The sequence below is a fragment of the Stenotrophomonas sp. STEN013 genome, assembly GCF_056760355.1.
Genome location: NZ_JBRREO010000002.1, coordinates 86,422 through 101,025, shown reverse-complemented (window position 1 = coordinate 101,025; position 14,604 = coordinate 86,422). Strand labels below are relative to the sequence as shown.

Annotated in this window: 10 protein-coding genes and 2 pseudogenes; 7 read left to right on the top strand and 5 right to left on the bottom strand. The window is 66.5% G+C overall.

What is annotated here, in order from left to right; all coding sequences use genetic code 11:
- Window positions 1-73: 73 nt before the first annotated feature.
- From ACVOMH_RS04585 to ACVOMH_RS04565, 5 genes and pseudogenes are all read left to right on the top strand, one after another.
- Window positions 74-1,099 (top strand): zinc-binding alcohol dehydrogenase family protein, encoded by a 1,026-nt coding sequence (locus ACVOMH_RS04585; protein WP_481551192.1) that lies wholly within the window; start codon window positions 74-76, stop codon window positions 1,097-1,099.
- A 104-nt stretch (window positions 1,100-1,203) separates the two neighbouring features.
- Window positions 1,204-1,827, top strand: a pseudogene (yczE, locus tag ACVOMH_RS04580) (membrane protein YczE); the annotation flags it as partial.
- A gap of 383 nt (window positions 1,828-2,210) precedes the next feature.
- A complete protein-coding gene (locus tag ACVOMH_RS04575; protein WP_481551191.1) occupies window positions 2,211-4,241 on the top strand; it encodes an oxidoreductase in 2,031 nt (676 codons plus the stop codon).
- A 453-nt stretch (window positions 4,242-4,694) separates the two neighbouring features.
- Window positions 4,695-5,153 (top strand): cell wall hydrolase, encoded by a 459-nt coding sequence (locus tag ACVOMH_RS04570; RefSeq protein WP_054660722.1) that lies wholly within the window; start codon window positions 4,695-4,697, stop codon window positions 5,151-5,153.
- 101 nt (window positions 5,154-5,254) lie between these two features.
- Complete coding sequence (locus tag ACVOMH_RS04565; RefSeq protein WP_481522840.1) at window positions 5,255-5,872, top strand: glutathione S-transferase family protein; 618 nt, start codon at window positions 5,255-5,257, stop codon at window positions 5,870-5,872.
- Window positions 5,873-5,965: 93 nt separating this feature from the next.
- Here the strand turns inward: ACVOMH_RS04565 and ACVOMH_RS04560 are convergent, their stop codons facing one another.
- Complete coding sequence (locus tag ACVOMH_RS04560; protein WP_481551190.1) at window positions 5,966-6,445, bottom strand: hypothetical protein; 480 nt, start codon at window positions 6,443-6,445, stop codon at window positions 5,966-5,968.
- Window positions 6,446-6,580: 135 nt separating this feature from the next.
- Window positions 6,581-8,473, bottom strand: a pseudogene (prpE, locus tag ACVOMH_RS04555) (propionate--CoA ligase); the annotation flags it as partial.
- A gap of 441 nt (window positions 8,474-8,914) precedes the next feature.
- Between prpE and ACVOMH_RS04550 the strand changes: the two are divergent.
- The gene (locus tag ACVOMH_RS04550) at window positions 8,915-10,213 is read left to right on the top strand and encodes a M14 family zinc carboxypeptidase (protein ID WP_481551189.1); all 1,299 of its coding nucleotides are present in this window, start codon (window positions 8,915-8,917) and stop codon (window positions 10,211-10,213) included.
- 21 nt (window positions 10,214-10,234) lie between these two features.
- On the opposite strand, the gene ACVOMH_RS04545 is transcribed toward ACVOMH_RS04550, so the two are convergent.
- The 3 genes from ACVOMH_RS04545 to ACVOMH_RS04535 all read right to left on the bottom strand — a co-directional run bounded on the left by ACVOMH_RS04545 (window position 10,235) and on the right by ACVOMH_RS04535 (window position 12,561).
- Entirely contained in the window at window positions 10,235-10,858 is a 624-nt protein-coding gene (locus tag ACVOMH_RS04545) for an RluA family pseudouridine synthase (protein ID WP_481551188.1), read from the bottom strand.
- A gap of 107 nt (window positions 10,859-10,965) precedes the next feature.
- Window positions 10,966-11,949 carry a malate dehydrogenase gene (locus tag ACVOMH_RS04540; protein WP_481551187.1) on the bottom strand — a complete coding sequence of 328 codons (984 nt, stop codon included), beginning with the start codon at window positions 11,947-11,949 and terminating at the stop codon, window positions 10,966-10,968.
- Between the two features lie 117 nt (window positions 11,950-12,066).
- A complete protein-coding gene (locus tag ACVOMH_RS04535) occupies window positions 12,067-12,561 on the bottom strand; it encodes a peptidylprolyl isomerase (protein WP_054658419.1) in 495 nt (164 codons plus the stop codon).
- 211 nt (window positions 12,562-12,772) lie between these two features.
- Here ACVOMH_RS04535 and typA point away from each other — a divergent pair, with 211 nt between their 5' ends.
- On the top strand, window positions 12,773-14,602 hold the full coding sequence (gene typA / locus ACVOMH_RS04530) for a translational GTPase TypA (protein ID WP_054658417.1): 1,830 nt from the start codon (window positions 12,773-12,775) through the stop codon (window positions 14,600-14,602).
- Window positions 14,603-14,604 lie beyond the last annotated feature (2 nt).

Below are 14,604 nucleotides of genomic sequence, written 5' to 3'. Positions count from 1 at the left end.
ACCTGCGTAAGCGGCAGCTGAACAGTCCACTGCGTATCATGTCCCTGCCCCCACTGCGACGGAACTTTTCCGCATGAAAGCTGTTGGCCTGAGCCGCTATCTCCCCATCGTCGATCCCGCCTCGCTGGAAGATGTCGATCTGCCTGATCCGGGCGCTCCCCAAGGCCAGGATGTGCTGGTAAGTGTGCAGGCGGTTTCGGTCAACCCCGTCGATACCAAGCTGCGCGCGCCCAGGCCCGGCGAAGAACGTCAGCCAAAGGTGCTGGGGTTCGACGCGGCCGGCATTGTGGTGGCCGTGGGACCGGAGACGACCGCGTTTGAAGCGGGTGACGAGGTCTACTACGCCGGCGATGTCACCCGCCCGGGCTGCAACGCCCAGCTGCAGCTGGTGGACGAGCGCCTGATCGGGCGCAAACCCGCCACGCTGGATTTCGCCGAAGCCGCCGCGCTGCCGCTGACCACACTGACCGCATGGGAGCTGCTGTTCCAGCGCATGCCGTTCCAGCTCGATGGCAAACGCCATTGCGGCCGCAGCTTGCTGGTCATCGGTGGGGCCGGTGGTGTCGGCTCGATGGCGATCCAGCTGGGCCGCCATGCCGGCTTCACCGTCATCGCCACCGCCTCGCGCGAGGAAACCCGCAGCTGGTGCCGGCAGATGGGGGCCGATCATGTGATCGACCATCGCCAGCCGTTGGCGCCGCAGTTGCAGGCGCTGGGCATTGCACAGGTGGATGCCGCGCTCAACCTGGCCGACACCGACCACTACTGGCAACAGCTCGGCCAGTTGCTGGCACCGCAGGGTCACGTCGGCCTGGTGGTCGAACCCAAGGGGGAGCTGCACATCGGCGATCCCTACAAGGCCAAGTGCATCGGCATCCACTGGGAATTCATGTTCGCGCGCGCCCGCTTCCGCACCGCCGACATGGTCGAGCAGCACCGCATTCTCACCCGTGCGGCCAGCCTGATCGATGCCGGCGAGTTGCGCACGACCTTGACCCGGCGCCTGGGGCCGATAACCGCGGCCAATCTGCGCGAGGCACATGCGCTGCTGGAATCGGGCCGCACCATCGGCAAACTGGCCCTGGAGGGCTGGGACTGATCCCGCGCCCCTCAACCGCCACCACCGCATGCGCCGGCCTGACGGCGGTGCATATCGCCCTTACCCGGCCCGCGGCAATGCGGGCCGCTCACGCCTGTCATCCGATGCCCACCCTGACGTTCACCAAGCGCCTGCTGCAGCTGTTGCTGGGGCTGTTCCTGTTCGGCATCGCGTCGGCGCTGATGATCCGCGCCAACCTCGGTATTGCGCCGTGGGATGTACTGGGCCAGGGCATTGCCGTCCGCAGCGGTCTGTCGTTCGGCCTGGCCACCAATCTGATCGGCGCCGCTGTACTGCTGATGTGGTGGCCGCTGCGACAGAAGCCCGGGTTGGGCACGCTGCTGAACGTGCTGATGATCGGCCCCAGCGCGCAACTCGGATTGACCGTGCTGCCAGCCGTGAACGGACTGGGGTGGCAACTGCTGGTGTTTGCCGCCGGGCTGGTGCTGATGGCCACCGCCACCGGTCTCTATATAGGAGCGCGTTTCGGCCCCGGCCCCCGCGACGGCCTGATGACCGGCCTGCACGCACGTACCGGCCGGGCGATCTGGCAGGTGCGCACACTGATTGAGGCCACCGCGCTGCTCATCGGCGGATGGCTGGGCGGGAATATCGGCTGGGGCACGCTGGTCTTCGCGTTGCTGATCGGCCCGCTGTGCGGGCTCACGTTGCCGCTGTTTGACCGGCAACGGCGCCCGCTCGACCTCCCGCTGGCCCGACGAGGTCCGTGGCCCAGCCTCTGTGTGGCCAGCACCGGCTGGCATAGATGTCCTTTTCCGCAGCGCCACCTGCCCCGCCATATGGCGTGTCGTGGCAGCGGTGGCTGTACCGGTAATGGTCCTTGTGCCTGCGGGCTGCACGCCCCTGCCAACCCGGCAGCTTCGGTACTTCCCGTGGCAGCGGCATGCGCGCGGGGCGTACAGCCGTGCGAACCGCGTCAGCACCTGCCCGCCATCGACAGAGCGTACGGAGGCCGCCCAACCGGCGGCGCAAACTCTTCCGGAGATGCCACAGTCGTTGACCACACCACGCCGCCCGACGCTGGCAACGATTGAGAAACAGGCCGATTGGCAGTAAGAATGGGCACATTCCATACGCAAGCGTATCCCACATGACGCCCGCCACCGACACCGCCTATCCACACCTGTTCACCCCTCTGGACCTGGGCTTCACCCGGCTGCGCAACCGCATCCTGATGGGCTCGATGCACACCGGACTGGAGGACCATGCCCGCGATTTCCCCAAGCTGGCCGCCTATTTCGGCGAGCGTGCGGCCGGTGGCGCGGCGCTGCTGGTGACCGGCGGGTTCGCGCCGAATGTGGTGGGCTGGCTGGCGCCGTTCGGCAGCAAGCTGTCCTGGCCATGGGAAGTGGGCCGCCACCGCCAGGTGACCACGGCGGTGCATACGCATGGCGCGAAGATCTGCCTGCAGCTGCTGCATGCCGGCCGCTACGGCTACCACCCGTTGCAGGTGGCACCGTCGAAACTGAAGGCACCGATCAATCCGTTCACGCCGCGCGCGCTGTCGTCCGGTGGCGTGGAACGGCATATCGCCGACTACGCCCGTGCCGCGAAGTACGCGCGCGAGGCGGGCTATGACGGCGTGGAGGTGATGGGCTCGGAAGGCTATCTGATCAACGAGTTCATCGCCCCGCGCACCAACGGCCGCAGCGATGCCTGGGGCGGTGACGCGACCAAGCGCATGCGCTTTGCGGTGGAGATCGTGCGTCGCATCCGTGAGGCCTGCGGCCCGGACTTCATCATCATCTACCGGCTGTCGCTGGTGGACCTGGTCGAGGACGGCAGCAACTGGGAAGAGATCGTGCAGCAGGCCAAGGCGATCGAAGCGGCTGGCGCGACCCTGATCAACTCCGGTATCGGCTGGCACGAGGCGCGCATCCCGACCATCGCCACCTCGGTACCGCGCGCCGCGTTTGCCGGCGTCACCGCCAAGCTCAAGCCGCACGTGGGCATTCCACTGATCGCCACCAACCGCATCAACATGCCCGACGTGGCCGAAGGGATCCTCGCCGGCGGCGGCGCCGACATGGTGTCGCTGGCGCGGCCGCTGCTGGCCGATCCGCAATGGCCGGCCAAGGCCCGCGCCGGCAAGCCGGAGGCGATCAACACCTGCATCGCCTGCAACCAGGCCTGTCTGGATCACGTGTTCCAGCAGAAGCGCGCCAGCTGCCTGGTCAATCCCCGCGCCGCGCATGAAACCGAGCTGGTCTACCTGCCGACCAGCGCGCCCAAGCGTGTTGCGGTGGTCGGCGCCGGCCCGGCCGGGCTGGCCTGCGCCACCGTGGCCGCCGAGCGTGGCCATCAGGTGACCCTGTTCGATGCGGCCGGCGAGATCGGCGGCCAGTTCAACGTGGCCAAGCGCATCCCCGGCAAGGAGGAATTCCACGAGACGCTGCGCTACTTCCGCCATCAGCTGGCCGAAACCGGGGTCGATGTGCGCTTGAACACCCGCGCCGATGTCGAGGCATTGAGCGGCTTCGACGAGGTGGTGATCGCCACCGGCATCACCCCGCGCAAGGCCAGCTTCCCCGGCGCTGACCACCCGATGGTGGTCAGCTATCTGGATGTGCTGCTGGGCCGGGTAACGGCTGCCGACAAGGTGGCGATCATCGGCGCTGGTGGCATCGGCTTCGACGTCGGCGAGTTCCTGGTGCATGAAGGGCCGTCCCCGGCGCTGGACCCGACCCGCTGGATGGCCGAATGGGGCGTGGATGCCACCTTCGAAACCCGCGGATCACTGGCCCGGCCGCAGCCCGCGCCCGCCGCGCGCCAGGTCTGGCTGCTGCAGCGCAGCCCCGGCAAGCCCGGTGCGCGACTGGGCAAGACCACCGGCTGGATCCACCGCGCCACGCTCAAGGCCAAGGGCGTGCAGATGTTCGGCGGGGTCGAATATCTGGGCGTGGACGACAGCGGCCTGCGCATCCGCGTGGACGGCAGCGAGCAGCTGCTGGAAGTGGGCACCGTGGTGGTCTGCGCCGGCCAGGAGCCGCGCCGGGATCTGGCCGATGCACTGCGCGCGGCCGGTCGCCCGGTGCACATCATCGGCGGCGCCGACGTGGCCGCCGAGCTGGATGCCAAACGCGCGATCGACCAAGGCAGCCGCCTGGCGGCCGCGCTCTGAGCACGCGGCGGACGGCCCCCTTGCCGGCGGGGCGCGGCCGATGGGGCCGGCGCCGGTAATCGGCCTGTTTGAGCGGCTTATAGCGCTGAAAACGCGATGCGCATCACGCATTTTCCCCGCTGAAATGGGGAAATCCGGGCCTCCGCGCCGTGCTGCGTGGCGCCCGCCCAAAATGTGAATACGCAAAACCGGCGCCCATTCGGCTTCAGATGCAAACCTGAATGTCAAGAAATAACGTTCAGGATGAGTTTTGGATTCGCCCCCTACCTTGCGCGCACTTCTCGCTCACCCCCAGTCCCGGTGAGCCAGGCGCGGTCCTCCCCATCTGATGGAGAGCCGCCCACGGGGCGGCCCCGATGCCATGGCCGCCTCCCCATAACGCCAAGTCCGACGTGCCGTTCTGCTCCATTCCCGGAGCAGGTTGCCGCGGGCCCATACGGAGCAAGGAGATTTATGAAACTGGCCTGGATTCTCTGGCTGTCGCAGATGTTGCCGCAGCCGGCTGCCGATTCGCTGTGCTTGAGTACCACCGTCTATCTGGAAGCCCGCGACCAGACCCTGCGCGGCCAGCAGGCCGTGGCCGAAGTCGCCCTGCGGCGGCTGGACAGCGGCCTGTGGGGCGACTCGATGTGCCAGGTGGTGACCGCGCGCAAGCAGTTCGCCCCGACCCTGGTCGCCCCCGGCACCCAGCTGCGCAACAACGATGCCTGGGCGGAAGCCGTTGACGTGGCCTTTGCCGCCGAGCGCAACTGGGCACTGCCCGTGGGCGAACGCAAGGAGATCGTGCCCGGCGCCAGCCATTTCGCCGCCCATGCCATCGCCAGCCCGAGCTGGCGCAACGCCTACCAGGTCGCGGTCATCGGCGGCCACACCTTCTATAAGGTGCAGTCGCTCAAGCCCCGCAACTCCTGAGCAGATTGAACGCGTGGCGCACTGTCTGTGCTACGCATGGCCACAAAGGGCAGCGCGCTTGTAGCGATAATGCGGAGTCCCATCCCTTCGACAGGATTCCCATGAAGCTCTACACCAAGCCCGGCGCCTGCTCGCTGGCCGACCATATCGCGCTGATCTGGTCCGGTCTGCCGTTTGAAGTCCAGATCGTGGATATGCCGACCATGAAGTCGCCCGAGTTCCTGGCGATGAATCCTTCCGGCGCGGTGCCGGTGCTGGAAGACGGCGGCTGGGTGCTGACCCAGAACGCGGCGATCCTGCACTACATCTGCGACAAGGCGCCGGCCGCCGGCCTGGACGGTGGCAGCGAGCCGCGCACCCGCGCCGAAGTGAACCGCTGGCTGTCCTTCGTCAACGCCGATCTGCACCCGGTGTACTACCCGATCTTCGGTTCGACCCGGTATCTGGAAGACGAGGCGGTGATCGCCCGCACCCAGCAGAACGCGCGCGACAGGCTCAAGGCCTTGTACCAGCGGGTGAACGACCGCCTGGCGCAGGTGGACTGGCTCGGCGGCACGCCGCGTCCGTCCATCGCCGATGCCTACACCTATGTAACGCTGCGCTGGGCGCGCGGGCTGAAGCTCGACCTGGCCGGCATGGATGCACTGGACCGCTTCGAGCAGCGCATGCAGGCCGATCCGGCGGTGCAGGCCGCCCTGAAGGCTGAAGGTCTGGTCTGACCGGCCGGCGCGCTGCGGACCGCCTGCACACCGCCGCCTGAAAAACCACGGCCGCCGGCCTCGCGCTGGCGGCCGTGGGCGTTTCAGGCCGCCTCAGCCCAACACCAGCGCGCGGGCTTCCTCCAGCCAGCGGGTGGCAAAGGCCGGGCTCTTGGCCTTGCCCAGCGCACCGGCCAGTTCCGGCCACAGCTGCTCCAGTGCGACCGCGGTCTTGCTGCGCTCGATCTTCAACTGGATCAGATAGCCTTTCAGCCCCAGGTGCTTGCGCACCGATTCGGCCATCCAGTCGCGCAGCTGCTGGTAGCGCAACGGATCATCGCCCAGCTGCGTGGTCACCGGCAGTGCCGGTTTGATCTCGGCACTGCCGCCCACCGCTTCGATCAGTTCCAGCGACGCCAGTTGCACCAGAACATCCCCGGGTGCACGCAGGCCCTGCGCCATCTGCGACAGTTCATGCTCATCGCGCTGGCCATCGACCAGCAGCAGCACCGAGCGCAACGCCGGCGCCAGACGCAGCGCACGGTCTTCGATCTCACGACGGCCAGCGGCCGTCTTGGCATAGATGAATGCCATTCCCCCTCCCACATGTGATGCATCGCCAACACGGCACGCATCACGCGCGCCGGGGCCCCCGCCCCGGATCACCGCACCTGCCTGCGTACCGCCCCCTTGCGATCGCTGCTGCTGCCGCCTGCCAGCCCGGCGGCGCTATGTCCCCAGAGCGCGACGGATTTCCTCCAGCGCGCCGGGATCGTCCAGTGTGGACAGATCCCCCGGGTCGCGCCGTTCGGCCAGGGCCTGCAGCGAACGCCGAAGCAGCTTACCCGAACGCGTCTTGGGAAGTGAATGGACGATATGGACCTGCGCCGGTCGCGCCACCGCCCCCAGCGAGGTGGTCACCGCCTGCAGCATTTCCGCTGCCAGCCGCGGCACCTCGTCCTGGGCCGCGGCCTGTTTGAGGGTGACGAACACCAGCGGCACCTGCCCCTTCAGCTCGTCATGGACGCCGATCACCGCCGCCTCGGCCACGCGCGGATGGCTGGCGATGGCCTCCTCGATCTCGCGCGTGCCCAGCCGGTGCCCGGCGACATTGATCACATCGTCGGTGCGCCCGAGGATGAAGGTGTAGCCGTCCGCGTCGCGGATGGCCCAGTCCAGCGAGCTGTAGAGCAGTTCGTTGAAGTGGCTGAAATAGCTTTTGAGGAAACGCGCATCGTCCTTCCAGACGGTGCTCATGCAGCCCGGCGGCAACGGCGGCTGGATCACCAGCACGCCCTTCTGTCCGGCTGGCACTTCGGCACCGCTCTGCTCGTCGATGATCTTCATCCGGTAGCCGAGGTTGGGGAAGCCGGGTGAGCCGAACTTGACCGGTTTCATCTCCAGACCCGGCAGCAGGGTCAACGCCGGCCAGCCGGTCTCGGTCTGCCAGTAGTTGTCGATCACCGGTTTGCGCAGCGCGCCGCTGATCCACTGCGCGGTGGGTTCGTCCAGCGGTTCGCCGGCCAGGAACAGGTACTTCAGCTCGGACAGGTCGTGACGGTCGATGAAGTCCACGTCGTGCTTCTTCAGCACCCGGATCGCGGTGGGGGAGGAGAACATCGTGCGCACTCCGTACTGCTCGCACAGCGCCCACCAGATGCCGGCGTCCGGCGTGGTCGGCAGGCCCTCGTACAGCAGCGAGGTGCAGCCGCCGATCAACGGGCCGTAGACGTTGTAGGAATGCCCCACCGCCCAGCCGACGTCGGAGGTGGAAAACATCACCTGCCCCGGCGCGCAGTCGAACACCGTGCGCATGGACTGCGCCATCGCCACCGCGTAGCCACCGACATCGCGCTGCACGCCTTTCGGCTTGCCGGTGGTGCCGGAGGTATAGAGCAGATAGCTGGGCTCGTTGGATTCCAGCCACACCACCGGCACTTCCGCATCACCGACCTGCGCGCGAAGCGCGGCATAGTCTTCATCGCGGCCGGCGATGCGCGGCTGGGCCGCATCCAGCCCGCGCGAAACGATCAGCACTTTCGGCGGCGGTGACTGGGCTTCGGCGCAGGCCGCATCGACCATCGGCTTGTAAGGAATGACCTTGCCACCGCGCATGCCGGCATCGGCGGTGATCAGCAGCTTGGGCGTGGCGTCGTCGATCCGCAGCGCCAGGTTGTGCGCGGCAAAACCACCGAACACCACCGAATGCACCGCGCCGATGCGCGCGCAGGCCAGCATCGCGAACACCGCCTCGGCCATGTTCGGCATATAGATGACCACGCGGTCGCCACGAACGACATTGAGCGTTTGCAGCACCGCGGCGAAGGCATTCACCTCGCGATGCAGCTCGCGGTAGGTGATCTCGCGGGTGACATCGGTTTCGGTCGAGATGGCGACCAGTGCGAGCTGATCGCCGCGCGCGGGCAGATGCCGGTCCACCGCGTTGTAGCAGAGGTTGGTTTCCCCACCGACAAACCAGCGCCGGAACGGCGGGTTGGAATAGTCCAGGATCTGCTGCGGCGGGCGATGCCAATGGATCGCCTTGGCCTCTTCGGCCCAGAAGCTCTCCGGTTCTTCGATGGAACGGCGGTAGATCTGCTCGTACTGCACGACATCCTCCGGCACCTGCGCGTTTGATCCGAGCATAGTCCGCGCCCGTGCCCCGCTCCTTCCGACATTGGTCGTAGGAGGCCTGCCAGACACGGGTAGGTGCGGCCCCAGTCAAAGCCGTCGCACCGTCCCCGACGCGGGCGACAGCGGCTTTCCGGCATGACCCGATCCTGCAACCACACTGCCCTGTCTTTTCCGCGCTGCCGTTGCCTGCAATACCAGCCCGCTTGCACGGCTTACGGCCCGCAAGCGACGTCACCGAACACCGGTCAACGCGCCAGCGCCGTGCGCGTGACACCGACGTGGCCGATGAGATGGGCCCCGGAAGCGGCACCAGGATATGCCCAGCGGTTACGAGCGCAGCGCCATTGACACCGGGCCCCACACTCGCCGACGCTGCCGGCCTCGCTGTTCGTTGCCGTGCCCATGATCCGACCTGCGTTGATGCTCGCGATGTTGATGCTGCTTCCCCACGTCGCGTCCGCCGCGCCGGCAACCGCCAGCTCACCAGCCGAGCTGCCGCCACCGCCGGCATGGCTGGCTGTTGTGGAGGCCGACTATTCCCGCCACCACGTCGATGGTCTGTCCTCGCGCATCTTCACTGCGGAGCACTGGTGGGAAATCGCTACCCCGCTGCTGACGACGGAAGCCGGTTTCGAAATCGAGCCGATCGGCTACAGCGCCGAGGGCCGCCCGTTGCGCCATGTGCACTGGGGAGACGGCCCGACCCGCGTCCTGCTCTGGTCGCAGATGCATGGTGATGAAAGCACCGCCAGCATGGCGCTGGCCGATCTGTTCCATTTTCTCGGCCAATCCCCGGCGCATCCGCTGGCAGATCGCCTGCGCCGGCAGCTGAGCCTGCACGTCGTGCCGATCCTCAATCCCGATGGCGCGGCCCGCTTCCAGCGCCGCAACGCGCAGGGCATCGACATCAATCGCGATGCCGCCGCGCTGGCCTCGCCGGAAGCCCGTGCGCTCAAGACCCTCCGTGATCGCCTGCAACCGGCCTTCGGCTTCAACCTGCATGACCAGCGTCCCGGCTACCGCGTGGGCGACTCCGCACGTGGCACCGCGATCGCCCTGCTCGCGCCGCCGTTCAACGAACAGCGGGAAGTCAATGACGTGCGCGGACGCGCGATCGGCGTCTCGGCGCTGATCCGCGCCGCACTGGAACCGCGCATCGGCGGCCATATCGCGCGCTGGGACGACGAGTTCAACCCGCGCGCGTTCGGTGATCTGATGACGTACTGGGGCACCAGCACCGTGCTGATCGAATCCGGCGGCATCGAAGGCGATCCGCAGAAGCAGAAGCTGCGCAAACTGAACTTCCTCGCCCTGCTGGTGGCGCTGGATGCCATCGCCAGCGGCGACTACGCCAGCGCGCCTCACGCCCTGTACACCGGGCTGCCGGAGAACGGCGACGTGTGGCCCGATCTGCTGATTCGCGGCGCCACCCTCGCCAGCCCGGGCGTGGCACCGGCACGCGCCGACATCCTGGTGGAGTTCGAGCATGCCCTCAGCGGCGAAGGGGGCCGCATCACCGATATCGGCGATCTGGGCGCACGCTCTGCCCGCACGGTGATCGATGCGCGTGACCTCTACCTCACTCCCGTCCCGGGCAGCCGCCTGGTACACAACGCCCCGGCCCGATTCGCCCTGAGCCGGGACCCGGAAGGTCTCCAGGTGGTCTGGTCACTGCTGGACGATCTGGACACCACCCAACCGATGCCGGAAAACGCCGGGCGGCATTGAGCCGGCGCCAGCACCCGCAACTCAGAACGGCGCCGGTGACAGGAAGCGCAGCGGTTGTCCGGATTCGGGATGCACGAAAGCCAGCGCGCAGGCATGCAGCGCAACCCGCTCGGCCGGAGCCGCGCCGTAGAACACATCGCCGACCATCGGATGGCCAAGGCTGGCCATATGCACCCGCAATTGGTGGCTGCGGCCAGTCACCGGTTCCAGCGCGACCCGCGTACGCTGCGCGACGGCATCGCGCCCGATCACCCGCCAGCGCGTCAGCGCCGGTTTGCCAACCTCGAAATCGACGATCTGCCGCGGCCGGTTCGGCCAATCGCAGATCAGGGGCAGGGCCACCTCGCCGGCCTCGCCAGCCACCTCCCCCTCCAGCAGCGCCTCATAGCACTTGTCGACCTGGCGCCGCTCGAACAGTCCCGACAGCGCCGCCTGCATCGGCTTGCCGCGCGCATACAGCATCAGCCCGGACGTCACCTGGTCGAGCCGGTGCACGGTCAGGGCCTCCGGATACACCTGCTGCAGCCGGGCGATCACGCAATCCTGGTTCTCCGGCAGGCGCCCGGGCACGGACAACAGCCCGGCCGGCTTTTCCGCCACCAGCAGATGCGCGTCCAGGTGATGCACGCTGATATCAGGGCTCATGACAACTCACATGCGAGCAACGCAACAGCGTCGCTTCGAACCGGAAAAACAATAAAAAACGGGGAAGCCCAAGCTTCCCCGTCGGTCACACCATCACACGTGTGGGTTTACAGCAGGTCGGCAACGCCGGCGCGCTCTTCTTCCAGTTCGTTCAGGGTGATGTCGATGTACTTCTGCGAGAAGTCATCGATCGGCAGATCCTTGATGATGGTGTACTCGCCGTTCTCGGTGGTTACTGGGAAGCCGAACACGACGCCTTCCGGGATTCCGTAGGAGCCGTCGGACGGCACGCCCATGGTCACCCACTTACCGTTGCTGCCCAGCACCCAGTCATGGACGTGGTCGATGGCGGCATTGGCGGCCGACGCGGCCGAGGACAGGCCACGGGCGGCGATGATCGCCGCGCCACGCTTGCCGACGGTCGGGATGAAGGTGTTGGCGTTCCATTCCTGGTCGTTGATCAGCTCGGCAACCTTGGCGCCGCCGGTGGTGGCGAAGCGGTAGTCCGGGTACATGGTCGGGCTGTGGTTGCCCCACACGGTGAACTTCTCGAAGCTGTCCACGGTCTTGCCGGTCTTGGCGGCCAGCTGGCTCAGCGCACGGTTGTGGTCCAGGCGCAGCATGGCGGTGAAGTTGCGCGGGTTCAGGTCCGGGGCCGACTTCATCGCGATGTAGGCATTGGTGTTGGCCGGGTTGCCGACCACCAGCACCTTCACGTCACGCTTGGCGACGGCGTTCAGGGCCTTGCCCTGCACGGTGAAGATCTTGGCGTTTTCCAGCAGTAGGTCCTTGCGCTCCATGCCCGGGCCGCGCGGACGCGCGCCGACCAGCAGGGCGACGTCCACATCCTTGAAGGCCACCAGCGGATCGGCGGTGGTCACCACGCCGGCCAGCAGCGGGAACGCGCAGTCTTCCAGCTCCATGACCACGCCCTGCAGGGCGGCCTGGGCCTTTTCGTTGTCGATTTCCAGCAGCTGCAGGATGACCGGCTGGTCCTTGCCCAGCATTTCGCCGGAGGCGATGCGGAACAGCAGGGCGTAACCGATATTACCGGCGGCGCCGGTGACGGCAACACGTACAGGAGTCTTCATGGGGGATTTCCTCTGCTTGATAAAGCGTGTGGGGTGAGAGTCTGCGCAGGTCGCCGTGCCGGGCACGACGGCCGGATCAAAAACGGCCACCGGATGAAGGGTGGCCGTCGAAAGGAATCAGGCGGCGAGGATCTTGTTCCACTCGGCCACGCGGTCGGCCTTGGCGGCCAGCACCGCCTCGGCGTCGCCCTCGAGGGTGATCTTGTTGATCACGTCGCCCATGGCCACGCTGTCGACCACATCCATGCCTTCGAGCACCTTGCCGAACACGGTGTGCTTGCCATCGAGCCAATCGGTCTTGATGTGGGTGATGAAGAACTGGCTGCCATTGGTCGACGGGCCGGCATTGGCCATGGACAGCACGCCGCGATCATGGCGCACGCCGTTCTTGGTCTCGTCCTCGAACCGGTAGCCCGGGCCGCCGCGGCCGGAGCCTTCCGGGCAGCCGCCCTGGATCATGAAATCGGCGATCACGCGGTGGAAGATCAGGCCGTCGTAGAAGCCATGCTTGACCAGGTTGACGAAGTTGGCCACGGTCAGCGGGGCCTTGTCGGCGAACAGCTCGACCTTGATGGGGCCGCGGGAGGTGTCGAAATGGGCGATCAGGGACATGGGAATCCTTGTGGGAGAAGACATTTTCGCTAGCCCCATAGGATACACCCGCCCCCGCACCCGGCGCTGCCCCTGCGGCCCTCACCTCTGCCGATGCCAGCTGAACCCCCGGTCCGGTCGATTTCACAGGTACTTTTCGCGATGGGGCCACATACCGGTATAATGTTGAACTCTTTTCCCCAATTCACGGCGCCGGCTGGCCGTCTTTCGCATGTCTATCGAAAATCTTCGCAACATCGCCATCGTCGCTCACGTGGACCATGGCAAGACCACCCTGGTTGACTGCCTGCTCAAGAACTCCGACACGCTGTCCGAGCGCACGGTGCTCGCCGAGCGCGTGATGGACAGCAACGACCAGGAAAAGGAACGCGGCATCACCATCCTGGCCAAGAACACGGCCATCAAGTGGAATGGCAACCGCATCAACATCGTCGACACCCCCGGACACGCCGACTTCGGCGGCGAAGTGGAGCGAGTGCTGTCGATGGTCGACTCGGTGCTGATCCTGGTCGACGCGATGGACGGCCCGATGCCGCAGACCCGTTTCGTCACCCAGAAGGCCTTCGCGATGGGCTTCAAGCCGATCGTCGTGGTCAACAAGGTCGACCGCCCGGGCGCGCGTCCGGAGTGGGTGATCGACCAGGTGTTCGACCTGTTCGACAAGCTCGGCGCCACCAATGAGCAGCTGGACTTCCCGATCGTCTACGCCTCGGGCCTGAACGGCTACGCCGGCCTGGAAGACACCGTGCGTTCGGGCGACATGACCCCGCTGTTCGAAGCGATCATGAAGTACGTGCCGGTGCCGGACGTGGATCCGGAAGGCCCGTTCCAGATGCGCATCAGCCAGCTGGACTACAACAATTTCGTCGGCGTGATCGGCATCGGCCGCATCCAGCGCGGCAAGCTGAAGAAGAACATGCCGGTCACCGTGATCGACCGCGAAGGCAAGAAGCGCAACGGCAAGGTGCTTCAGGTGCTGGGCTTCATGGGCCTGGAGCGGGTGGAAGTCGAAGAAGCCGAGGCCGGTGACATCGTCGCCATCTCCGGCATCCAGGAACTGACCATCTCCGACACCATCTGCCATCCGGATGCCCCGGAAGCGCTGCCGGCACTGACCGTCGACGAGCCGACCATCTCCATGACCTTCCAGGTCAACAACTCGCCGTTCGCCGGCAACAAGGACCTGTCCGGCGGCAAGTTCCTGACCAGCCGCCAGCTGAAGGAGCGCCTGGAGCGCGAGACCGTGCACAACGTGGCACTGAAGGTCGAGCAGCTGGAAGACGCGGACAAGTTCCTGGTCTCCGGCCGTGGCGAGCTGCACCTGTCGGTGCTGATCGAAACCATGCGTCGTGAAGGCTACGAGCTGGCCGTGTCGCGCCCGGAAGTGATCATCAAGGAAATCGACGGCCAGATGATGGAGCCGATCGAGCAGCTGGTCGTCGATATCGAAGAACAGCACCAGGGCGGCGTGATGGAGAAGCTGGGCATCCGCAAGGGCCTGCTGAAGAACATGGAAGCCGACGGCAAGGGCCGTGTGCGTCTTGACTACATGATTCCGGCCCGTGGCCTGATCGGCTTCCAGAACGAGTTCAAGACCCTGACCCAGGGTTCGGGCCTGCTGTTCCACGTGTTCGACCATTACGGCCCGAAGGAACAGGGCGCCATCGCCAAGCGCCAGAACGGCGTGATGATCGCCAACGCCCCGGGTGCCACCCCGGCCTACGCGCTGGGCCCGCTGGAAGAGCGCGGCAAGCTGTTCGCCGCCGAAGGCGACAACGTGTACGAAGGCCAGCTGATCGGTATCCACTCCAAGGACAACGATCTGACCGTCAACGCGATCAAGACCAAGCCGCTGACCAACATGCGCGCGTCGGGCAAGGATGACGCGATCAAGCTGACCCCGGCCATCAAGTACACGCTGGAGCAGGCACTGGACTTCATCGAGGACGACGAGCTGGTCGAAGTCACCCCGAAGGAAATCCGCCTGCGCAAGAAGTTCCTGACCGAAAGCGACCGCAAGAAGGCCTCGCGCGCCGGCTGATT

Coding starts and splice junctions, on each gene's coding strand:
- ACVOMH_RS04540 (WP_481551187.1), bottom strand. CDS start 11,949: ATGAAGACTCCTGTACGTGTTGCCGTCACCGGCGCCGCCGGTAATATC.
- ACVOMH_RS04545 (WP_481551188.1), bottom strand. CDS start 10,858: ATGAGCCCTGATATCAGCGTGCATCACCTGGACGCGCATCTGCTGGTG.
- typA (WP_054658417.1), top strand. CDS start 12,773: ATGTCTATCGAAAATCTTCGCAACATCGCCATCGTCGCTCACGTGGAC.
- ACVOMH_RS04575 (WP_481551191.1), top strand. CDS start 2,211: ATGACGCCCGCCACCGACACCGCCTATCCACACCTGTTCACCCCTCTG.
- ACVOMH_RS04570 (WP_054660722.1), top strand. CDS start 4,695: ATGAAACTGGCCTGGATTCTCTGGCTGTCGCAGATGTTGCCGCAGCCG.
- ACVOMH_RS04535 (WP_054658419.1), bottom strand. CDS start 12,561: ATGTCCCTGATCGCCCATTTCGACACCTCCCGCGGCCCCATCAAGGTC.
- ACVOMH_RS04550 (WP_481551189.1), top strand. CDS start 8,915: ATGTTGATGCTGCTTCCCCACGTCGCGTCCGCCGCGCCGGCAACCGCC.
- ACVOMH_RS04565 (WP_481522840.1), top strand. CDS start 5,255: ATGAAGCTCTACACCAAGCCCGGCGCCTGCTCGCTGGCCGACCATATC.
- ACVOMH_RS04585 (WP_481551192.1), top strand. CDS start 74: ATGAAAGCTGTTGGCCTGAGCCGCTATCTCCCCATCGTCGATCCCGCC.
- ACVOMH_RS04560 (WP_481551190.1), bottom strand. CDS start 6,445: ATGGCATTCATCTATGCCAAGACGGCCGCTGGCCGTCGTGAGATCGAA.